At 72.4% G+C, this 16648-nt stretch carries 13 protein-coding genes; 10 read left to right on the forward strand and 3 right to left on the reverse strand.

What is annotated here, in order from left to right; all coding sequences use genetic code 11:
• Positions 1-268 precede the first annotated feature (268 nt).
• The 6 genes from dxr (at position 269) to ACWGJ2_RS32585 (ending at position 7981) form a co-directional block, all read left to right on the forward strand.
• The gene (dxr, locus tag ACWGJ2_RS32560) at positions 269-1585 is read left to right on the forward strand and encodes a 1-deoxy-D-xylulose-5-phosphate reductoisomerase (RefSeq protein ID WP_453349908.1); all 1317 of its coding nucleotides are present in this window, start codon (positions 269-271) and stop codon (positions 1583-1585) included.
• On the forward strand, positions 1582-2886 hold the full coding sequence (locus ACWGJ2_RS32565; protein WP_453349909.1) for a M50 family metallopeptidase: 1305 nt from the start codon (positions 1582-1584) through the stop codon (positions 2884-2886). The genes dxr and ACWGJ2_RS32565 overlap by 4 nt, the downstream gene beginning before the upstream one ends.
• 329 nt (positions 2887-3215) lie before the next feature.
• Positions 3216-4373: a flavodoxin-dependent (E)-4-hydroxy-3-methylbut-2-enyl-diphosphate synthase gene (gene ispG / locus ACWGJ2_RS32570; protein ID WP_453349910.1), complete on the forward strand. Its 1158-nt coding sequence runs from the start codon at positions 3216-3218 to the stop codon at positions 4371-4373.
• 272 nt (positions 4374-4645) lie between these two features.
• The gene (locus ACWGJ2_RS32575) at positions 4646-5491 is read left to right on the forward strand and encodes a GNAT family N-acetyltransferase (RefSeq protein WP_453349911.1); all 846 of its coding nucleotides are present in this window, start codon (positions 4646-4648) and stop codon (positions 5489-5491) included.
• A gap of 25 nt (positions 5492-5516) precedes the next feature.
• Positions 5517-6092, forward strand: a complete 576-nt coding sequence (locus ACWGJ2_RS32580) for a GNAT family N-acetyltransferase (RefSeq protein ID WP_453349912.1) — start codon at positions 5517-5519, stop codon at positions 6090-6092.
• A 179-nt stretch (positions 6093-6271) separates the two neighbouring features.
• Complete coding sequence (locus tag ACWGJ2_RS32585; protein WP_453349913.1) at positions 6272-7981, forward strand: proline--tRNA ligase; 1710 nt, start codon at positions 6272-6274, stop codon at positions 7979-7981.
• A gap of 937 nt (positions 7982-8918) precedes the next feature.
• Here the strand turns inward: ACWGJ2_RS32585 and ACWGJ2_RS32590 are convergent.
• The 3 genes from ACWGJ2_RS32590 to ACWGJ2_RS32600 all read right to left on the reverse strand — a co-directional run bounded on the left by ACWGJ2_RS32590 (position 8919) and on the right by ACWGJ2_RS32600 (position 11001).
• Entirely contained in the window at positions 8919-9887 is a 969-nt protein-coding gene (locus tag ACWGJ2_RS32590; RefSeq protein WP_453349914.1) for an aminoglycoside phosphotransferase family protein, read from the reverse strand.
• Positions 9888-9961: 74 nt separating this feature from the next.
• A complete protein-coding gene (locus tag ACWGJ2_RS32595) occupies positions 9962-10438 on the reverse strand; it encodes a ferritin-like domain-containing protein (RefSeq protein WP_453349915.1) in 477 nt (158 codons plus the stop codon).
• On the reverse strand, positions 10435-11001 hold the full coding sequence (locus tag ACWGJ2_RS32600; protein WP_453349916.1) for a hypothetical protein: 567 nt from the start codon (positions 10999-11001) through the stop codon (positions 10435-10437). The genes ACWGJ2_RS32595 and ACWGJ2_RS32600 overlap by 4 nt, the downstream gene beginning before the upstream one ends.
• A 279-nt stretch (positions 11002-11280) precedes the next feature.
• Between ACWGJ2_RS32600 and rimP the strand changes: the two genes are divergently transcribed.
• The 4 genes from rimP (at position 11281) to infB (ending at position 16561) form a co-directional block, all read left to right on the forward strand.
• Complete coding sequence (rimP, locus tag ACWGJ2_RS32605) at positions 11281-11847, forward strand: ribosome maturation factor RimP (RefSeq protein ID WP_453349917.1); 567 nt, start codon at positions 11281-11283, stop codon at positions 11845-11847.
• 2 nt (positions 11848-11849) lie between these two features.
• Positions 11850-12878: a transcription termination factor NusA gene (gene nusA / locus ACWGJ2_RS32610; RefSeq protein ID WP_453349918.1), complete on the forward strand. Its 1029-nt coding sequence runs from the start codon at positions 11850-11852 to the stop codon at positions 12876-12878.
• 62 nt (positions 12879-12940) lie between these two features.
• On the forward strand, positions 12941-13228 hold the full coding sequence (locus ACWGJ2_RS32615; RefSeq protein ID WP_453349919.1) for a YlxR family protein: 288 nt from the start codon (positions 12941-12943) through the stop codon (positions 13226-13228).
• 153 nt (positions 13229-13381) lie between these two features.
• Positions 13382-16561, forward strand: coding sequence for a translation initiation factor IF-2 (gene infB / locus ACWGJ2_RS32620; protein WP_453349920.1), 3180 nt, complete (start codon positions 13382-13384; stop codon positions 16559-16561).
• Positions 16562-16648: the final 87 nt, after the last annotated feature.

Here is a 16648-nt window from a genome sequence, read left to right on the forward strand (position 1 = left end):
GCGCGGTGGCTCCCGGGGCCCCCCGGGCCCCCCGGGATCCGCGGGCTCGCCGGGCACCTCGGACGCCCGGGGTGCGCGCCCGGCCGCGGGGGCGCGGCGAGGCGGTCTGACGGCGCCGCCGCCGGGCGCCCGCACGGCGCACACGGGCCCCGCGCCCGCCGCAGGCGCCGCCCGGCCCCGCGCCCCGCCACCCGCCTTTCACGTTCCGGCACGGGCACGGCGCACGCCCGTGCCGGAAGCGGAAGCGGGAGCCGCCACAATGGGGTCCATGACCGAAAGCCCCGCAGCCATCCTCGCTGACCCGCATCTGCGCTCCTCGCCCCGGACCGAGGCGTCCGCCGCTTCCGACGGGCCGCGCGACATCGTGATCCTCGGGTCGACCGGATCGATCGGCACCCAGGCCGTCGACGTGGTGCTGAGCAACCCCGGCCGCTTCCGGGTCACCGGACTCTCCGCCGCGGGCGGACGCGTCGAGCTGCTGGCCGGGCAGGCGCACCGGCTCCAGGTGCGCACCGTCGCCGTCGCCCGCGAGGACAAGGCGGCGGCACTGCGGGAGGCGCTGCGTGCCGAGTACGGTCCGGGCGAGCCCGTCCCGCACGTGCTGGCGGGCCCGGACGCGGCGACCGAGCTGGCGTCGAGCGAGTGCCACACCGTGCTGAACGGCATCACCGGATCGATCGGGCTCGCGCCCACGCTCGCCGCGCTGAAGGCGGGCCGGATGCTGGCGCTGGCCAACAAGGAGTCGCTGATCGTCGGCGGCCCGCTGGTCAAGGCGCTCGCACGGCCAGGGCAGATCGTCCCCGTCGACTCCGAGCACTCGGCGCTGTTCCAGGCGCTGATGGGCGGCACGCGCCGCGAGGTACGCAAGCTCCTCGTCACCGCCTCTGGCGGCCCCTTCCGCGGCCGTACCCGCGAGCAGCTCGCCGACGTCACCCCGCAGGACGCGCTGGCCCACCCCACCTGGGACATGGGCCCGGTCATCACGGTCAACTCGGCGACGCTCGTCAACAAGGGCCTGGAGGTCATCGAGGCCCACCTCCTCTACGACGTGCCCTTCGAGCGCATCCAGGTCGTGGTGCATCCCCAGTCGGCCGTCCACTCGATGGTGGAATTCACCGACGGCTCCACCCTCGCCCAGTGCGGTCCCCCCGACATGCGGCTGCCGATCGCGCTGGGCATCGGCTGGCCCGAGCGGGTGCCGGACGCGGGCCCGGTCTTCGACTGGTCGAGGGCCATGTCCTGGGACTTCTTCCCGCTGGACGAGGAGGCGTTCCCCTCCGTGCCGCTGGCCGCCCGCGTGGGCACCCTGGGCGGCACGGCGCCCGCCGTCTTCAACGCGGCGAACGAGGAGTGCGTCGACGCGTTTCTCGCGGGGCGGCTGCCGTTCACAGGCATCGTGGATACGGTGGCCGCTGTGGTCGAGGAGGGGCTGTCGTCCGGGGCTGTGCTCACGGACGACGGCGCGGCGGAGCGGAGCGGAGCCGGGGGAACCGGTCTCACCCTCGCCGATGTCCTCGACGCTGAGACCTGGGCGCGCGCCCGCGCCCGCGAACTGGCGGTATCGGCAGCGGAGGCCCGCGCATGACGACCTTCATGACCATCCTCGGCATAGTCGTCTTTGTCGTGGGTCTGCTCTTCTCCATCGCCTGGCACGAGCTGGGGCACCTCTCCACCGCGAAGATGTTCGGCATCCGCGTCCCGCAGTACATGGTGGGCTTTGGACCCACGATTTTCTCCCGGCGCAAGGGCGACACCGAGTACGGCATCAAGGCGGTGCCGCTCGGCGGCTACATCCGCATGATCGGGATGTTCCCGCCCGGCGACGACGGCGCCCTGCGCAAGCGGTCCACCTCGCCGTTCCGCGGCATGATCGAGGACGCGCGCGCCGCCGCCTTCGAGGAGCTCCAGCCGGGGGACGAGAAGCGGCTCTTCTACACGCGCTCCCCGTGGAAGCGTGTGATCGTGATGTTCGCCGGGCCGTTCATGAACCTGATCCTGGCCGTGGTCATCTTCCTCGGCGTGCTGATGTCCTTCGGCGTCAACACCCAGACCACCAGCGTCTCCACCGTCTCCGAGTGCGTGATCCCGGCCTCGTCGCAGTCCGACAAGTGCACCTCGGGCGCCAAGGACTCCCCGGCCAAGGCGGCGGGCCTCAAGCCCGGCGACAAGATCGTGGCCTTCGACGGCAAGCCCGTCTCCGAGTGGGACGACCTCCAGGGCCGCATCCGCGACACCACGGGCCCCGCGAGCATCACCGTCGAGCGGGACGGCGCGCGCCGCACCCTGCACGCCGACCTGATCGAGAACAAGGTCGCCAAGTCCGACGGGAACGGCGGCTACGTCCCGGACGAGTACGTGAGCGCGGGCTTCCTGGGCTTCACCCCGGCGAGCGGCGTCGTGCAGCAGTCGTTCCCGCAGGCCGCCGACCGGATGGGCGAGATGATGGCCTCCGGCGTCGAGGCCCTGATAGCGCTGCCGTCCAAGATCCCGGACCTGTGGAACGCGGCCTTCGACGGTGCCGAGCGCAAGCAGGACTCGCCGATGGGCGTCGTCGGCGCGGCCAGGGTGGGCGGCGAGGTCTTCTCGCTGGACATCCCGCCGTCGCAGCGGGTCGCGACCATGCTCTTCCTGGTCGCGGGCTTCAACCTCTCGCTGTTCCTGTTCAACATGCTGCCCCTGCTGCCGCTGGACGGCGGGCACATCGCGGGCGCCCTGTGGGAGTCGGTCAGGAGGGCCTTCGCGAAGGTCTTCCGCCGCCCCGACCCGGGTCCCTTCGACGTGGCGCGGCTGATGCCCGTGGCCTACGTGGTCGCCGGGGTCTTCATCTGCTTCACCCTGCTCGTGCTGGTGGCCGACGTGGTGAACCCGGTCAAGCTGGCCGGTTAGCGGACGAGCACGCGGCCCGGAGGGCGCGCGGAGGCTCCCGGGACCACCGGGGGCCCCGCGCCCCTCCGGGCGGTTCCGGACGGGGGCCGCACACCGGTCCCGGAGTGTGACGGGACACACCGGGGGGCGTTCCAGGGCTCCTGGACACCGTGGGGAACGCGTTCACCTCGGTCGATGGCGGGGCACTTTGTGGCCAGCAGATAGCATTTCCGTACTTTCGTCGTAATTTCTTGTCGCGATGTGCTCGGCGGCCCGGCGGTGCCGTAATCTCGGGAGCCGGAGCCCGTCGATCTCGGGACCTTGATCCACACGTTGGGGTTGCTCGCCAGATGACAGCGATTTCACTCGGAATGCCGGACGTACCGACCAAGCTCGCCGACCGCCGTGTCAGCCGGAAGATCCAGGTCGGCCCGGTCGCCGTGGGCGGCGACGCCCCTGTGTCGGTGCAGTCGATGACGACGACGCGCACCGCGGACATCGGCGCCACGCTCCAGCAGATCGCCGAGCTGACGGCCTCCGGCTGCCAGATCGTGCGCGTCGCCTGCCCGACGCAGGACGACGCCGACGCGCTCGCCACCATCGCCAGGAAGTCCCAGATCCCGGTGATCGCGGACATCCACTTCCAGCCCAAGTACGTCTTCGCCGCCATCGACGCGGGCTGCGCCGCCGTGCGCGTCAACCCCGGCAACATCAAGCAGTTCGACGACAAGGTCAAAGAGATCGCCGACGCGGCCTCCGCCGCCGGTACCCCCATCCGCATCGGCGTCAACGCGGGCTCGCTCGACAAGCGGCTGCTCCAGAAGTACGGCAAGGCCACCCCCGAGGCCCTCGTCGAGTCGGCGCTGTGGGAGTGCTCGCTCTTCGAGGAGCACGGCTTCCGCGACATCAAGATCTCGGTCAAGCACAACGACCCCGTCGTGATGGTCAACGCCTACCGCCAGCTCGCGGCCCAGTGCGACTACCCGCTGCACCTCGGCGTCACCGAGGCCGGGCCCGCCTTCCAGGGCACCATCAAGTCCGCCGTCGCCTTCGGCGCGCTGCTGAGCGAGGGCATCGGCGACACCATCCGCGTCTCGCTGTCCGCGCCGCCCGCCGAGGAGATCAAGGTCGGCATCTCCATCCTGGAGTCACTGAACCTGCGCCAGCGCCGCCTGGAGATCGTCTCCTGCCCCTCCTGCGGCCGTGCCCAGGTGGACGTCTACAAGCTGGCCGAAGAGGTCACCGCCGGGCTCGACGGCATGGAGGTCCCGCTGCGCGTCGCCGTCATGGGCTGCGTCGTCAACGGCCCCGGCGAGGCCCGCGAGGCCGATCTCGGCGTCGCCTCCGGCAACGGCAAGGGCCAGATCTTCGTCAAGGGCGAGGTCATCAAGACCGTGCCCGAGTCGAAGATCGTGGAGACGCTCATCGACGAGGCGATGAAGATCGCCGAGCAGATGGAGAAGGACGGCGTCATGTCCGGCGAGCCCCAGGTCTCCGTCGCGGGCTGACCCCCCCCTACGCGGCAGAAAGCCCCGCACCACGACCGGTGCGGGGCTTCCCGCTGTACGGGGACGGACGCGGGCCGGATCGGGCCGGGACCCGGGCCGTCGCCGTCAGCGGACCGCTCAGCGCCGCCGTCACCTGCCGCGGCGAGGGCAGCGGAGAGGGTGGCCGCAGACGTGGTGCGTGCTCGAACCAGGTGAACCGGGACGAGGGGAGATACAGTGCCAAGAGCTGTTCCCCGGCCTCCCAGGCCCGTATCGGTGAGGCAAGACGACACGTGCTGACCACCACCTCCACCAGAGTCGTCGACCCAGGCGAGCTGGACGACGCCCTCGCGGTGCTGCGCCGCGAGCCCGTCAACAACGCCTTCGTGGCCGCCCGCGTCAACATCTCGGGGCTCGATCCCTGGCGCCTCGGCGGCGAGATGTGGGGCTGGTACCACCGGGGCAGACTGGAGTCCCTGTGCTACGCGGGGGCCAACCTCGTCCCCCTCTGCGCGGGCCCCGAGGCCGTGCGCGCCTTCGCCGAGCGGGCCCGGCGGCAGGGGCGCCGCTGCTCCTCCATCGTCGGCCCGGCCGGGCCGACGGCTGCGCTGTGGTCGTATCTCGAACCGCACTGGGGCCCGGCCCGCGACGTGCGCGGCAACCAGCCCCTGATGGTCACCGACTCCATGCCGTCCGACGTGCGGCCCGACCCCCTGGTGCGCCGGGTGCGCAAGGACGAGATGGACCTGGTGATGCCCGCGTGCGTCGCCATGTTCACCGAGGAGGTCGGCGTCTCGCCCCTCGCCGGGGACGGCGGGCTCATCTACCAGGCGCGGGTGGCCGAACTCGTCGGCTCGGGGCGTTCCTTCGCACGAGTGGAGAACGGCCAGGTCGTCTTCAAGGCCGAGATCGGCGCGGCCACCCCGTACGCCTGCCAGATCCAGGGCGTGTGGGTCGCCCCCGAGCGGCGCGGCGAGGGACTCTCGGTGACCGGCATGGCAGCGGTCCTGCGCTACGCGCTCCAGGACGTGGCACCCCTCGCGAGCCTCTACGTCAACGACTTCAACAAACCGGCCCGTGCCGCCTACCACCGGGTGGGCTTCCAGGAGGTCGGGGCCTTCATGAGCGTCCTGTTCTGACGGCGGTCCTAGTAGCCTCCCGGGCATGCTGCATTCCGCCGGGGGCCAGCCCCAGGACCCCCGAGAGACGGCCGTCGGCCCGCTCGACCTCGCCGCACGCGTGGACGACGCGCTCGCCGTGCAGGCCGTCGCCTTCGGGCTCACCGACGACGAGGTCGGCGTGCGCCGCCACATCGTGCTGCGGCACCTGGCCTCGCCCGGCGCGCGCGCCCTGGGCGCGACCACCCCTGAGGGGCGGCTCGTCGGCTTCGTGTACGGCATGCCCAACGACAGGACGCAGTGGTGGTCCACCGTCGTCCACCCCTACCTGCGCCAGAACGGGCTCGAGCTCTGGCTCGGCGACGCGTTCGTGATCACGGAGCTGCACGTCCACCCCCTCTACCAGAACCGGGGCATCGGCCGACGGCTGATCACCGAGCTCACCGACGCCGCCGCCGAACCGCGCTCCCTCCTCTCCGCGATCGACACCGACAGCCCGGCCCGCGCCCTCTACCACCGGCTCGGCTACCGCGACCTGGCCCGCCAGGTGCTCTTCCCGAGCGCGCCGAGCCCGTACGCCGTGATGGGGGCACCGCTCCCACTGCTGCGCCCGCACACCTGAACCGCGTCCACCCTGCCCGCCGCGTCCCCGGAAGCCTCCCCGGCCCGTGAACCCATTTCCGTGCCGTGCCCGGGGCCCGATAGGCTCCTTGCCTACCACTGAAGCCGTCGCCGGTATCCCACCGATATCCATCGCCGGTTCACGCCACGCACTTCGAACGGTCCGAGCAGGAGAACCCCATGGCAGCCCGAGTCCAGCGCATGTCCCGGTCGATGCTGAAGACGCTGCGCGACGACCCGGCCGACGCCGAGACGCTCAGCCACAAACTGCTCGTGCGCGCGGGCTACGTACGCCGCACCGCAGCGGGCATCTGGACCTGGCTCCCGCTGGGCAAGCAGGTGCTGGAGAACGTCACGCGCGTCGTCCGCGAGGAGATGGACGCCATCGGCGGCCAGGAGGTGCTGCTCCCGGCACTGCTGCCGAAGGAGCCCTACGAGGTCTCCGGGCGCTACGAGGAGTACGGCGATCTGCTCTTCCGGCTCAAGGACCGCAAGGGCGGCGAGTATCTGCTCGGCCCCACCCACGAGGAGATCTTCACCCAGGTCGTCAAGGACCAGTGCACGTCCTACAAGGACCTGCCGGTGATCATCTACCAGATCCAGACCAAGTACAGGGACGAGGCCCGCCCCCGCTCCGGCATCCTGCGCGGGCGCGAGTTCACGATGAAGGACTCGTACTCCTTCGACGTCTCCGACGAGGCACTCGCCGAGTCCTACGCGCTGCACCGCCAGGCGTACCAGCGCATCTTCGAACGCCTCGGCCTTGACTACCGCATCGTCTCCGCGATCTCCGGCGCCATGGGCGGCTCGGCCTCCGAGGAGTTCCTGGCCCCGGCAGCGGCGGGCGAGGACACCTACGCGCAGTGCCCCGCCTGCGGCTACGCGGCCAACACGGAGGCCGTCTCCGTCGCCGTCCAGCCCCGCACCGCCGAGGGCCACCCCGCCGTGGAGGTGCTGGACACCCCGGACACCCCCACCATCGAGACCCTCGCCGCGCACCTGGACGTCCCCGCCTCGGCGACGCTCAAGAACCTGCTGGTGAAGGTCGACGGCGAGATCACCGCCGTGGGCGTGCCAGGCGACCGCGAGGTCGACCTCGGCAAGCTCGCCGAGCAGCTCGCGCCCGCCACGGTCGAGCTGGTCACCGCCGACGACTTCACCGACCGCCCCGACCTCGTACGCGGCTACGTCGGCCCGCAGGGCGGCCTCGCCGGCAAGGCGTTCCGCTACCTCGCCGACCCGCGCGTAGCGCCCGGCACCGCCTGGGTCACCGGCGCGAACCAGGAGGGCAAGCACGCCCGCAACGTGGTCGTCGGCCGGGACTTCGAGGTCGACGACTACCTCGACGTCGTGGTCGTCGAGCCCGGCGACCCCTGCCCCCGCTGCGGCGCGGGCATCGAGCTGGACCGCGCGATCGAGATCGGCCACATCTTCCAGCTCGGGCGCAAGTACGCGGACGCCTTCGAGCTGGACGTCCTCGGCCAGGACGGCAAGCCCGTGCGCGTCACGATGGGCTCCTACGGCATCGGCGTATCCCGAGCCGTGGCCGCGCTCGCCGAGCAGACCGCCGACGACCAGGGCCTGTGCTGGCCCCGCGAGATCGCTCCCGCCGACGTCCACATCGTCGCCGCGGGCAAGGCGGCGCAGACCGAGGCCGCGCTGGAGATCGCGGAGCGGCTCGGGGAGGCGGGGGTGCGGGTGCTGGTGGACGACCGTGCGGGGGTGTCGCCCGGCGTCAAGTTCACCGACGCCGAGCTGATCGGGGTGCCCACGATTCTCGTCGCGGGGCGCGGGGTGAAGGACGGGCTCGTCGAGCTGAAGGACCGCCGCACGGGCACCCGCGAGGACCTCCCCATCCCCGACGCGGTGGCTCGCCTCACCCCAGCCTGACGCTCCCTTCGCGGGGTGCGGAAGGAAACGGGGGGTCACCCCTTCACGGGTTGCACCCCTTCACGGCGTACGCGGTGAAGCCCACACGGGGTGCCCGGCCTCACAGGGGTGCGCCTGCTGTGGGTGCCCCTTGGGGGTTCGTTCGCGTGGTGCGGGCCGGTGGCACGGGTTGTGCCCACCCGTCCCGCCTTGCGGGACGATTGCCCACAACATTTGCGGTGCTGTCGCCTGCGGTGCGGGTCGGGTGCGGGTGGGTGGCTTCGGCGCGGCGTGTGGTCCCGGTTGTTCGCGGCTGGCGCCGCGTGATTCTTGGTGCCTGCCGGTGGCCGTGTGGGGTGTGTGGGTGGGGGGTGTCCGGTGCCGCGCCGGGGTGTCTCCTCGGCGTGAAGCTTTCGTCGTCGCCTCTCGGCCGGTGACTTTCTCGACCTGCGGGGACACCCCACCACGTCCCCGTCCCGCCGGTGGCCCACTGCCACTCCGGGTCGGCTGACGCCCACCCCCCTTCGCGGGGTGCGACTGCCCCCTTGGCGTGCGGCGGGCCGGTGGGTGGGCACAACGGTTGGAGCGGGCCGTTAGTTGGCCACCGGGTGGGAGGTGGTGTGGCGGGGTGTCCCCGCAGGGCAGCGAGTCACCGGGCGGAGAGCCGAGGACGATGCGGTTTCGCCCGAGGAGACGCCCCGGCGCGGCGCCGACCCCCACCACACAGGCACCCCATATCCACGGTCCGAGCCATGAATCACGCGGCGCCAGCCGCGTCGCACCGTCACCACACGCCGCGCCGAAGCCACCGACCCGCACCCGACCACAGCGCCCTGCCGGGCGACGGCACCCTGGACAGGGGTACAAAAATTGGCGCGGGACCCTGCGGTGCCCACCGCACCGGCGAACCGTCCCGCGCAACACCCCCGACAAGGGGCGAGGAAACGGGAACCCCCACTTAGAGCCAGCTGGCGAATTCCAGGAGGAGTTCGGCGTCCTCGCGGGCGCCGCCCGCCGCGTGGCGGACCCCGGATTCGACGGCCCGGTACAGCGTCCACCCCCGCAACCGCTCGCGGTCGACGTCGAGCGAGTCCGCGAGCTTGTTGATACGGCGCCGCGTCGCCGCCCCCGCGCCGGGCGACGCGACCAGATCGTGGAGCCGGTCCCGCACGAGCCGCGCCAGGTCGTAAGCCCGCTCACCCACCAGCGGCTCGGGCCCCACCGCCAGCCACGGCGCCCGCTCAGCGTCCGCACCGAGCACCGAGCCCTGCCGGAAGTCGCCGTGCAGCAGCACATGTTCGGGCGGCGCCTCCAGAAGCGAGGCGCGCAGCTCCAGCGCCTCGTCCACCAGTGGCGCGGCCTCCCCGGGCGCGCACTCGCGCAGGAACGCGACCTCGGCCTCCGTGTGCTCGGCGACGGTCTCCAGCGCGACCCCGGACGCAGGCGAGGACGAAGGCGACGGCTCGACCCACAGCCGCCGCACCGCGGACACCGCCTCCAGCATGGCCTTCGCCTCGGGCAGCGACCGCAACGAGACCTCACCGTGCAGCCGCTCCAGCAGCAGCGCCCCGTCCTCCGGCGCCGCCCCCAGCACCCGTACAGCCCCCCAGCCGTTCCAGCGCTCCAGTGCGGCCGTCTCACGCTCCGTACGCTCGCGCGGCGAGACGGCGTCGGGGGCGAGGAGTTTGAGCGCCGCGGGCGTGCCGTCGGACCGTCGGACCAGCGCGACGAGGCTGCTGCGTCCGCCGGGCGAGACCACCCGCTCGGCCGTCAGCTCCCAGCGCTCCAGCGTCCGCTCCAGCAGCCCCGGCAGCGCGCCGAGCCAGTCGTCGGCGTCGCGCGCGACGTGCTCACCGGCGCGGTTCCCCAGGAAGGCCAGGGAGCGCACCAGCCGCTGCGGAGGTTCGTGGGGCGAAGCGGAAGCCATTCGGTCGAGGGAACCTTTCCGAACGGAGGGGCGGGGCGGAGACAGGGGCGGGGACGGGGACGGTCGGAAGGGGGTCAGAAGGAGTTCGGCCGCGTCCCGGGCGACCCCGACCCGCTGGGCGCCGGGGACTCGGAACCGGCGCGTTCGGTGAGCCCAGGGAAGGCTACGCCGCTTCCCTTCCACCGCACCGACCGGACCACCGCCTCCCGCAGCGCCCCGGCCGCGTCGCGCCGCCGCGCACCCTCGCTCGCGCCGACGAGATCGGCGTACACCCCCGCCATCCGGTCCTCCAGCTCGGCGGCGAGCCGCGCCGCCGCGGCGCCGTCGGGCACGGCGAAGGGCAGCGAGTAGGCGGCGGCAGCGGGCTCGGGCTCGCCGCCGAGGTCGCGTACGGCGCGGCGCAGCGTGTCCCGGCGGGCGCGGTGCGCGTCGTACGCCTCGCGCGCCTCGTCCCTGCGGTCGTCGCCGATCCGGCCGCCGACGACTCCGTAGCCGTAGACGGCGGCGTGCTCGGCGGCCAGCGCGGCCCGTACGGCGTCCAGCTCCTTCATGCGCCCCTGTCCTTCCCGTCGTCCTCTCCGCCGCCGCTGTCCCCGCCGCCGCGCGGCTCGCCCTCGGCAAGGAGGTACGCGGCTGCCGCGCCCGCCGCCGCGAGGGAGGCCAGCAGCCGGGCCAGCGCGGGCGGCGCGTCCATGAGCGCCTTGGTCCGCGCGTCCGCCGTGCGCCGCTCCGCTTCGGCCAGCGCCGTGAGCGCCTGCTTCGCGTCGGAGGGGACGGCCGACCTGTTCGTACGGGAGGCGCGTGCCGCGTCCTTGCCGCCCAGTACCTCGGTGTGCCGCGCTGTCTGGGCGCGCAGCGGGCGCAGCAGCCCCGCGAGGCCGGCGTGGGCCGCCGCCGTCCCGTCGTAGCGGGCCAGCAGCGCCTGGCTCTCGCGGGTGGCATGCGCGCGCAGCCGCCGCGCCGCCGCGTCGTCGGCGCGTCCCGAGTCGTCGCTGCCGTCGTCGTCGCCCGAGCACCCGGCGACGAGGCCGAGGGCCCCGCCCGCGCCCAGCGCCCCGGCCAGCAGCGACCTGCGGCGGGGTCCCGCGGTGACCGGTGACGGTGTGAGCGGCATGGGCACTCCTGAACTCGGGCATCGCATCGCCAGGGCGTCGGCGGCCGGACGACGGATCGTGGCGTGGCGGTGATCACCGCCACGTGAGCGTACCCGTGCGGGTTTCCGCTCCCGGACGGGCCACCCCGCGGCGCACGACGCATACCCGGACGCCGCACACATCCACCGCACATCGCCCGTCTGGTCGGCGTGGTCCGCCGCAGACGATAGGCTGGGTCCGACACGCCGTACCCAACGAGGTCCCCCTACAACAGCACACGCGGCCGAGGAGTCACCCGGATGAGCACCACCCAGAGCGAGAGGCTGCGCGGACTGCTGGAACCGCTTGTCAGCGAGAAGGGGCTGGATCTCGAAGAGATCGACGTGACCCCCGCGGGAAAGCGCCGTGTCCTGCGCGTGGTCGTCGATTCGGACGACGGAGTGCAGCTCGACACCTGCGCGGAGCTGAGCCGCGCGCTCTCCGAGCTGCTGGACGAGACGGACGCCATGGGTGGCTCGCCGTACGTGCTGGAAGTGACCTCGCCCGGCGCCGACCGCCCCCTCACGGAGCAGCGGCACTACCGCCGCGCCCTGGGCAGGCTGATCAAGGCGCACCTCACCGAGGAGGCCGGGGGCGGCGAGCTGACAGCGCGTATCACCGGTCTGGACGACGAGGGTCTTGACCTTGAGGTCCCGGGTGTCAAGGGACGGAAGCCCACGCGGCGCCGCCTCGCCTTCGGCGAGATCGCCAAGGCGCGCGTGGAGATCGAGTTCAACCGCAAGGCCGCCGAGCACGCTGAGCACGCTGAGAAGGCGCCGGACGAGTCCGCGGCCGATGACGACGACGAGAGCAAGGAGGAGGCGTAACCGTGGACATCGACATGAGTGCCCTGCGCGGGCTGGTGAGGGAGAAGGAGATCTCCCTCGATCTGCTGGTCGAGGCGATTGAGTCGGCCCTCCTCATCGCGTACCACCGCACCGAGGGCAGCCGCCGTGACGCGCGGGTGGAGCTGGACCGCAAGACCGGCCATGTGACGGTCTGGGCGAAGGAGGACGCGGGCGACCTGGAGGAGGGCGCCGAGCCGCGCGAGTTCGACGACACCCCGACCGGTTTCGGCCGTATCGCCGCGACGACCGCCAAGCAGGTGATCCTCCAGCGGCTGCGGGACGCCGAGGAGGAGGTCACCTTCGGCGAGTACCAGGGCCGCGAGGGCGACATCGTCGCGGGCATGGTGCAGCAGGGCAAGGACCCCAAGAGCGTGCTGGTGGACATCGGCAAGCTGGAGGCGATCCTCCCGCCGCAGGAGCAGGTGCCCGGCGAGGACTACACACACGGCACCCGCCTGCGTACCTACGTGGTCCGCGTGGCCAAGGGGGTGCGCGGCCCGTCGGTGACGCTCTCGCGGACCCACCCGAATCTGGTCAAGAAGCTGTTCGAGCTGGAGGTGCCGGAGATCGCCGACGGGTCGGTCGAGATCGCCGCCATCGCGCGCGAGGCCGGTCACCGTACGAAGATCGCGGTGCGCTCCACGCGCTCGGGTCTGAACGCCAAGGGCGCCTGCATCGGCCCGATGGGCGGCCGGGTCCGCAACGTGATGGCCGAGCTGCACGGCGAGAAGATCGACATCGTCGACTGGTCCGAGGACCCCGCTGACCTGGTCGCCAACGCCCTGTCACCGGCCCGCGTCAGCCAGGTCGAGATCGTGGACCTGGCCGCGAGGTCGGCCCGCGTGACCGTGCCCGATTACCAGCTTTCCCTGGCCATCGGCAAGGAGGGGCAGAACGCCCGCCTGGCCGCCCGGCTGACCGGTTGGCGCATCGACATCCGTCCCGACACGGCCGACGCCGCCTCCCCCGAGGCCGGTCAGGCCCACGGTCGCGCCGCGGAACAGGGCTGAAACACACGTCACCGCCTTTACCCCCCAAGGGGATGGGTGGTGCGGGGAGGTAGACTTAACCAGTGTCTGGCCGGACGCGCGACCGAGTCTGCCCTGAGCGCACCTGTGTGGGCTGCCGGGAACGCTCGGACAAGCGCGATCTGCTGCGTGTGGTGTGGGTCGAGGGGCGCTGCGTCCCCGATCTTCGCGGTACGCTGCCCGGCCGGGGTGCTTATCTGCATCCCACACCGGTCTGCCTTGAGCAGGCCGTCCGCCGCCGGGCGTTCAACCGGGCCTTCCGGGGCCCGGGGCCGTTCGACACCGCGGAGCTGTTCCAGCGCGTGCGGCAGATCGAGCAGGAGACACCGTAAGACAGCCCGTACGGAATCCCCGTGCGGGAGAGGTACCTCGCGAGTCGGAAGTAGGTCGAGATTGCGATGAGCACTCGATGAGTACGCGATGAGTACGCCCATGCACAAGTAGCGAAGGTCCGGCGGACGATCCCCCGGGCCGTAAGGAGCGAAGTGGCTAAGGTCCGGGTATACGAGCTCGCCAAGGAGCTTGGAGTCGAGAGCAAGGTCGTCATGGCCAAGCTCCAAGAACTTGGGGAATTCGTCCGTTCGGCATCCTCGACCATCGAGGCGCCGGTAGTAAGGAAACTGACAGACGCCTTCGACTCGGGCAGTGGCGCCAACGGCGCCAAGAAGTCCGCAGCGAAGCCCGCGGCACCCAAGCCGGGTGCAGCCAAGCCCGCCGCACCCAAGCCGGGTGGCGGCGCGGCCCCCAAGCCGGGAGCGGCGGCCCCGAAGCCGGGCGCGCCCAAGCCGGGTGGCCCGAAGCCGGGCCCCGAGGCCCCGGCATCCAAGACCGAGACAGGCGCCGGTGACGAGTCCGGTGCCGAGGGCGGCGCCGGTGCGGCGGCCACCCCGGGTGACGCCGTCACCCCGGTGGCCCCGAAGCCGAACGCCCGCCCCGCGGGCCCGAAGCCGGGTCCCGCCAAGCCCGAGTTCACCGCGCCTCCGGCGCCCCCCGCGGCCCCCGAGGCCCCGCGCCCGGGTTCCCCGAGGCCGGGCCAGGGTCAGGGCCAGGGTCAGGGCCAGGGCCCCAAGCCGGGTGGCCAGGGCGCGCCGCGTCCCGGCCAGGGCGGCCAGGGTCAGGGCCAGGGCCAGGGCGGCCGTGGACAGGGTCCGAAGCCGGGTGGCCAGGGCCCCAAGCCCGGTGGCCGTCCCTCCGGCCCCCGTCCGGGCAACAACCCCTTCACGTCCGGCGGCTCCACCGGCATGGCGCGCCCCCAGGCGCCCCGTCCCGGCGGCGGCGCGCCGAAGCCGGGCCAGGGCCAGGGCGCTCCCAAGCCCGGTCCGGGCCAGGCGGGCCCCAGCGCCGGCGGCGGACCGCGTCCGCAGGCGCCGGGCGGCGGCCGTGCGACTCCGGGCAACATGCCCCGTCCGCAGGGCGGCGGCCAGGGCCAGGGCGGTCCCCGTCCCGGCGGCGGCGGTAACCGTCCGAACCCGGGCATGATGCCGCAGCGTCCCGCGGCGGGCCCGCGTCCGGGTCCGGGCCGTGGTGGCCCCGGTGGCGGCGCCGGCCGTCCCGGTGGCGGCGGCGGTGCGGGCCGTCCGGGTGGTGGCGGCGGCTTCGCAGGGCGTCCCGCTGGTCCCGGCGGCGGCGGTCGTCCCGGTGGCGGCGGTGGCGGCTTCGGTGGCGGCGGCGGCCGTCCGGGCGGCGGTGGCCGTCCCGGTTTCGCCGGTCGTCCCGGCGGCCCCGGTGGCCGTGGCGGCACACAGGGCGCGTTCGGCCGTCCCGGCGGTCCGGCCCGCCGTGGCCGCAAGTCGAAGCGGCAGAGGCGCCAGGAGTACGAGCAGATGCAGGCGCCGTCGGTCGGCGGCGTGATGCTTCCGCGCGGCAAGGGCGAGGTCGTCCGGCTGTCGCGCGGTGCCTCGCTCACCGACTTCGCGGAGAAGATCAACGCCAACCCGGCGTCGCTGGTCCAGGTCATGTTCAACCTGGGCGAGATGGTCACCGCCACCCAGTCGGTCTCGGACGAGACGCTGCACCTCCTCGGCGAGGAGATGAACTACGTCGTCCAGATCGTCAGCCCGGAGGAGGAGGACCGCGAGCTTCTCGAGTCCTTCGACATCGAGTTCGGTGAGGACGAGGGCGGCGAGCAGATGCTGGCCCCGCGTCCGCCGGTGGTGACCGTCATGGGTCACGTCGACCACGGTAAGACGCGACTGCTGGACGCGATCCGCAAGACGAACGTCATCGAGGGTGAGGCCGGCGGCATCACCCAGCACATCGGTGCCTACCAGGCCGGTACGACGGTCAACGATGAAGAGCGCAAGATCACCTTCATCGACACCCCCGGTCACGAGGCGTTCACCGCCATGCGTGCCCGCGGTGCCAAGTCGACCGACATCGCGATCCTCGTGGTGGCGGCCAACGACGGCGTCATGCCGCAGACCGTCGAGGCGCTGAACCACGCCAAGGCGGCCGAGGTGCCGATCGTGGTCGCGGTCAACAAGATCGACGTCGAGGGTGCCGACCCGACGAAGGTGCGCGGTCAGCTCACCGAGTACGGCCTGGTGGCCGAGGAGTACGGCGGCGACACCATGTTCGTCGACATCTCCGCGCGCCAGGGCACCAACATCGAGGAGCTGCTGGAGGCCGTGGTCCTCACCGCGGACGCCTCGCTCGACCTGCGGGCCAACCCCGACCAGGACGCGCAGGGCATCGCGATCGAGGCACACCTCGACCGCGGCCGCGGCGCCGTGGCCACCGTGCTGGTCCAGCGCGGCACGCTGCGGGTCGGCGACACCATGGTCGTGGGCGACGCCTACGGCAGGGTCCGCGCGATGCTCGACGACAAGGGCGAGAACATCAAGGAAGCGGGTCCCGCGACCCCCGTCCTGGTGCTGGGTCTCACCAACGTCCCGGGCGCGGGCGACAACTTCCTGGTGGTCGACGAGGACCGTACGGCCCGTCAGATCGCCGAGAAGCGCGCGGCCCGCGAGCGCAACGCGGCCTTCGCCAAGCGCACCCGCAGGGTCTCCCTGGAGGACCTGGACAAGGTGCTCAAGGCGGGCGAGGTGCAGCAGCTCAACCTCATCATCAAGGGCGACGCGTCCGGTTCGGTCGAGGCCCTGGAGTCCTCGCTGCTCCAGCTCGACGTCGGCGAAGAGGTGGACCTGCGCATCCTGCACCGCGGTGTGGGTGCGGTCACCGAGACCGACATCGACCTCGCGACGGGTTCCGACGCCATCGTCATCGGCTTCAACGTCCGCGCCGAGGGGCGTGCGACGCAGATGGCCGAGCGCGAGGGTGTGGACGTCCGCTACTACTCGGTGATCTACCAGGTCATCGAGGAGATCGAGGCGGCCCTCAAGGGCATGCTCAAGCCGGTGTACGAGGAGATCGAGCTGGGCACGGCGGAGATCCGCGAGGTCTTCCGCTCCTCCAAGCTCGGCAACATCGCGGGTGTCCTCATCCGCTCCGGCGAGGTCAAGCGGAACACCAAGGCCAGGCTGCTGCGCGACGGCAAGGTCGTCGCGGAGAACCTCAACATCGAGGGCCTGCGCCGCTTCAAGGACGACGTCACCGAGATCCGCGAAGGCTTCGAGGGCGGTATCAACCTCGGCAACTTCAACGACATCAAGATCGATGACGTCATCGCGACGTACGAGATGCGCGAGAAGCCGCGCGGCTGACACGCTGTGCGGCTGACACAGCGCGGCTGACACGGTTCCGGGGCCGGTCGGCGGAGCAGAAAACTCCGTCGATCGGCCCCGGCCGTT

The sequence above is a fragment of the Streptomyces sp. NPDC054796 genome, assembly GCF_053611545.1.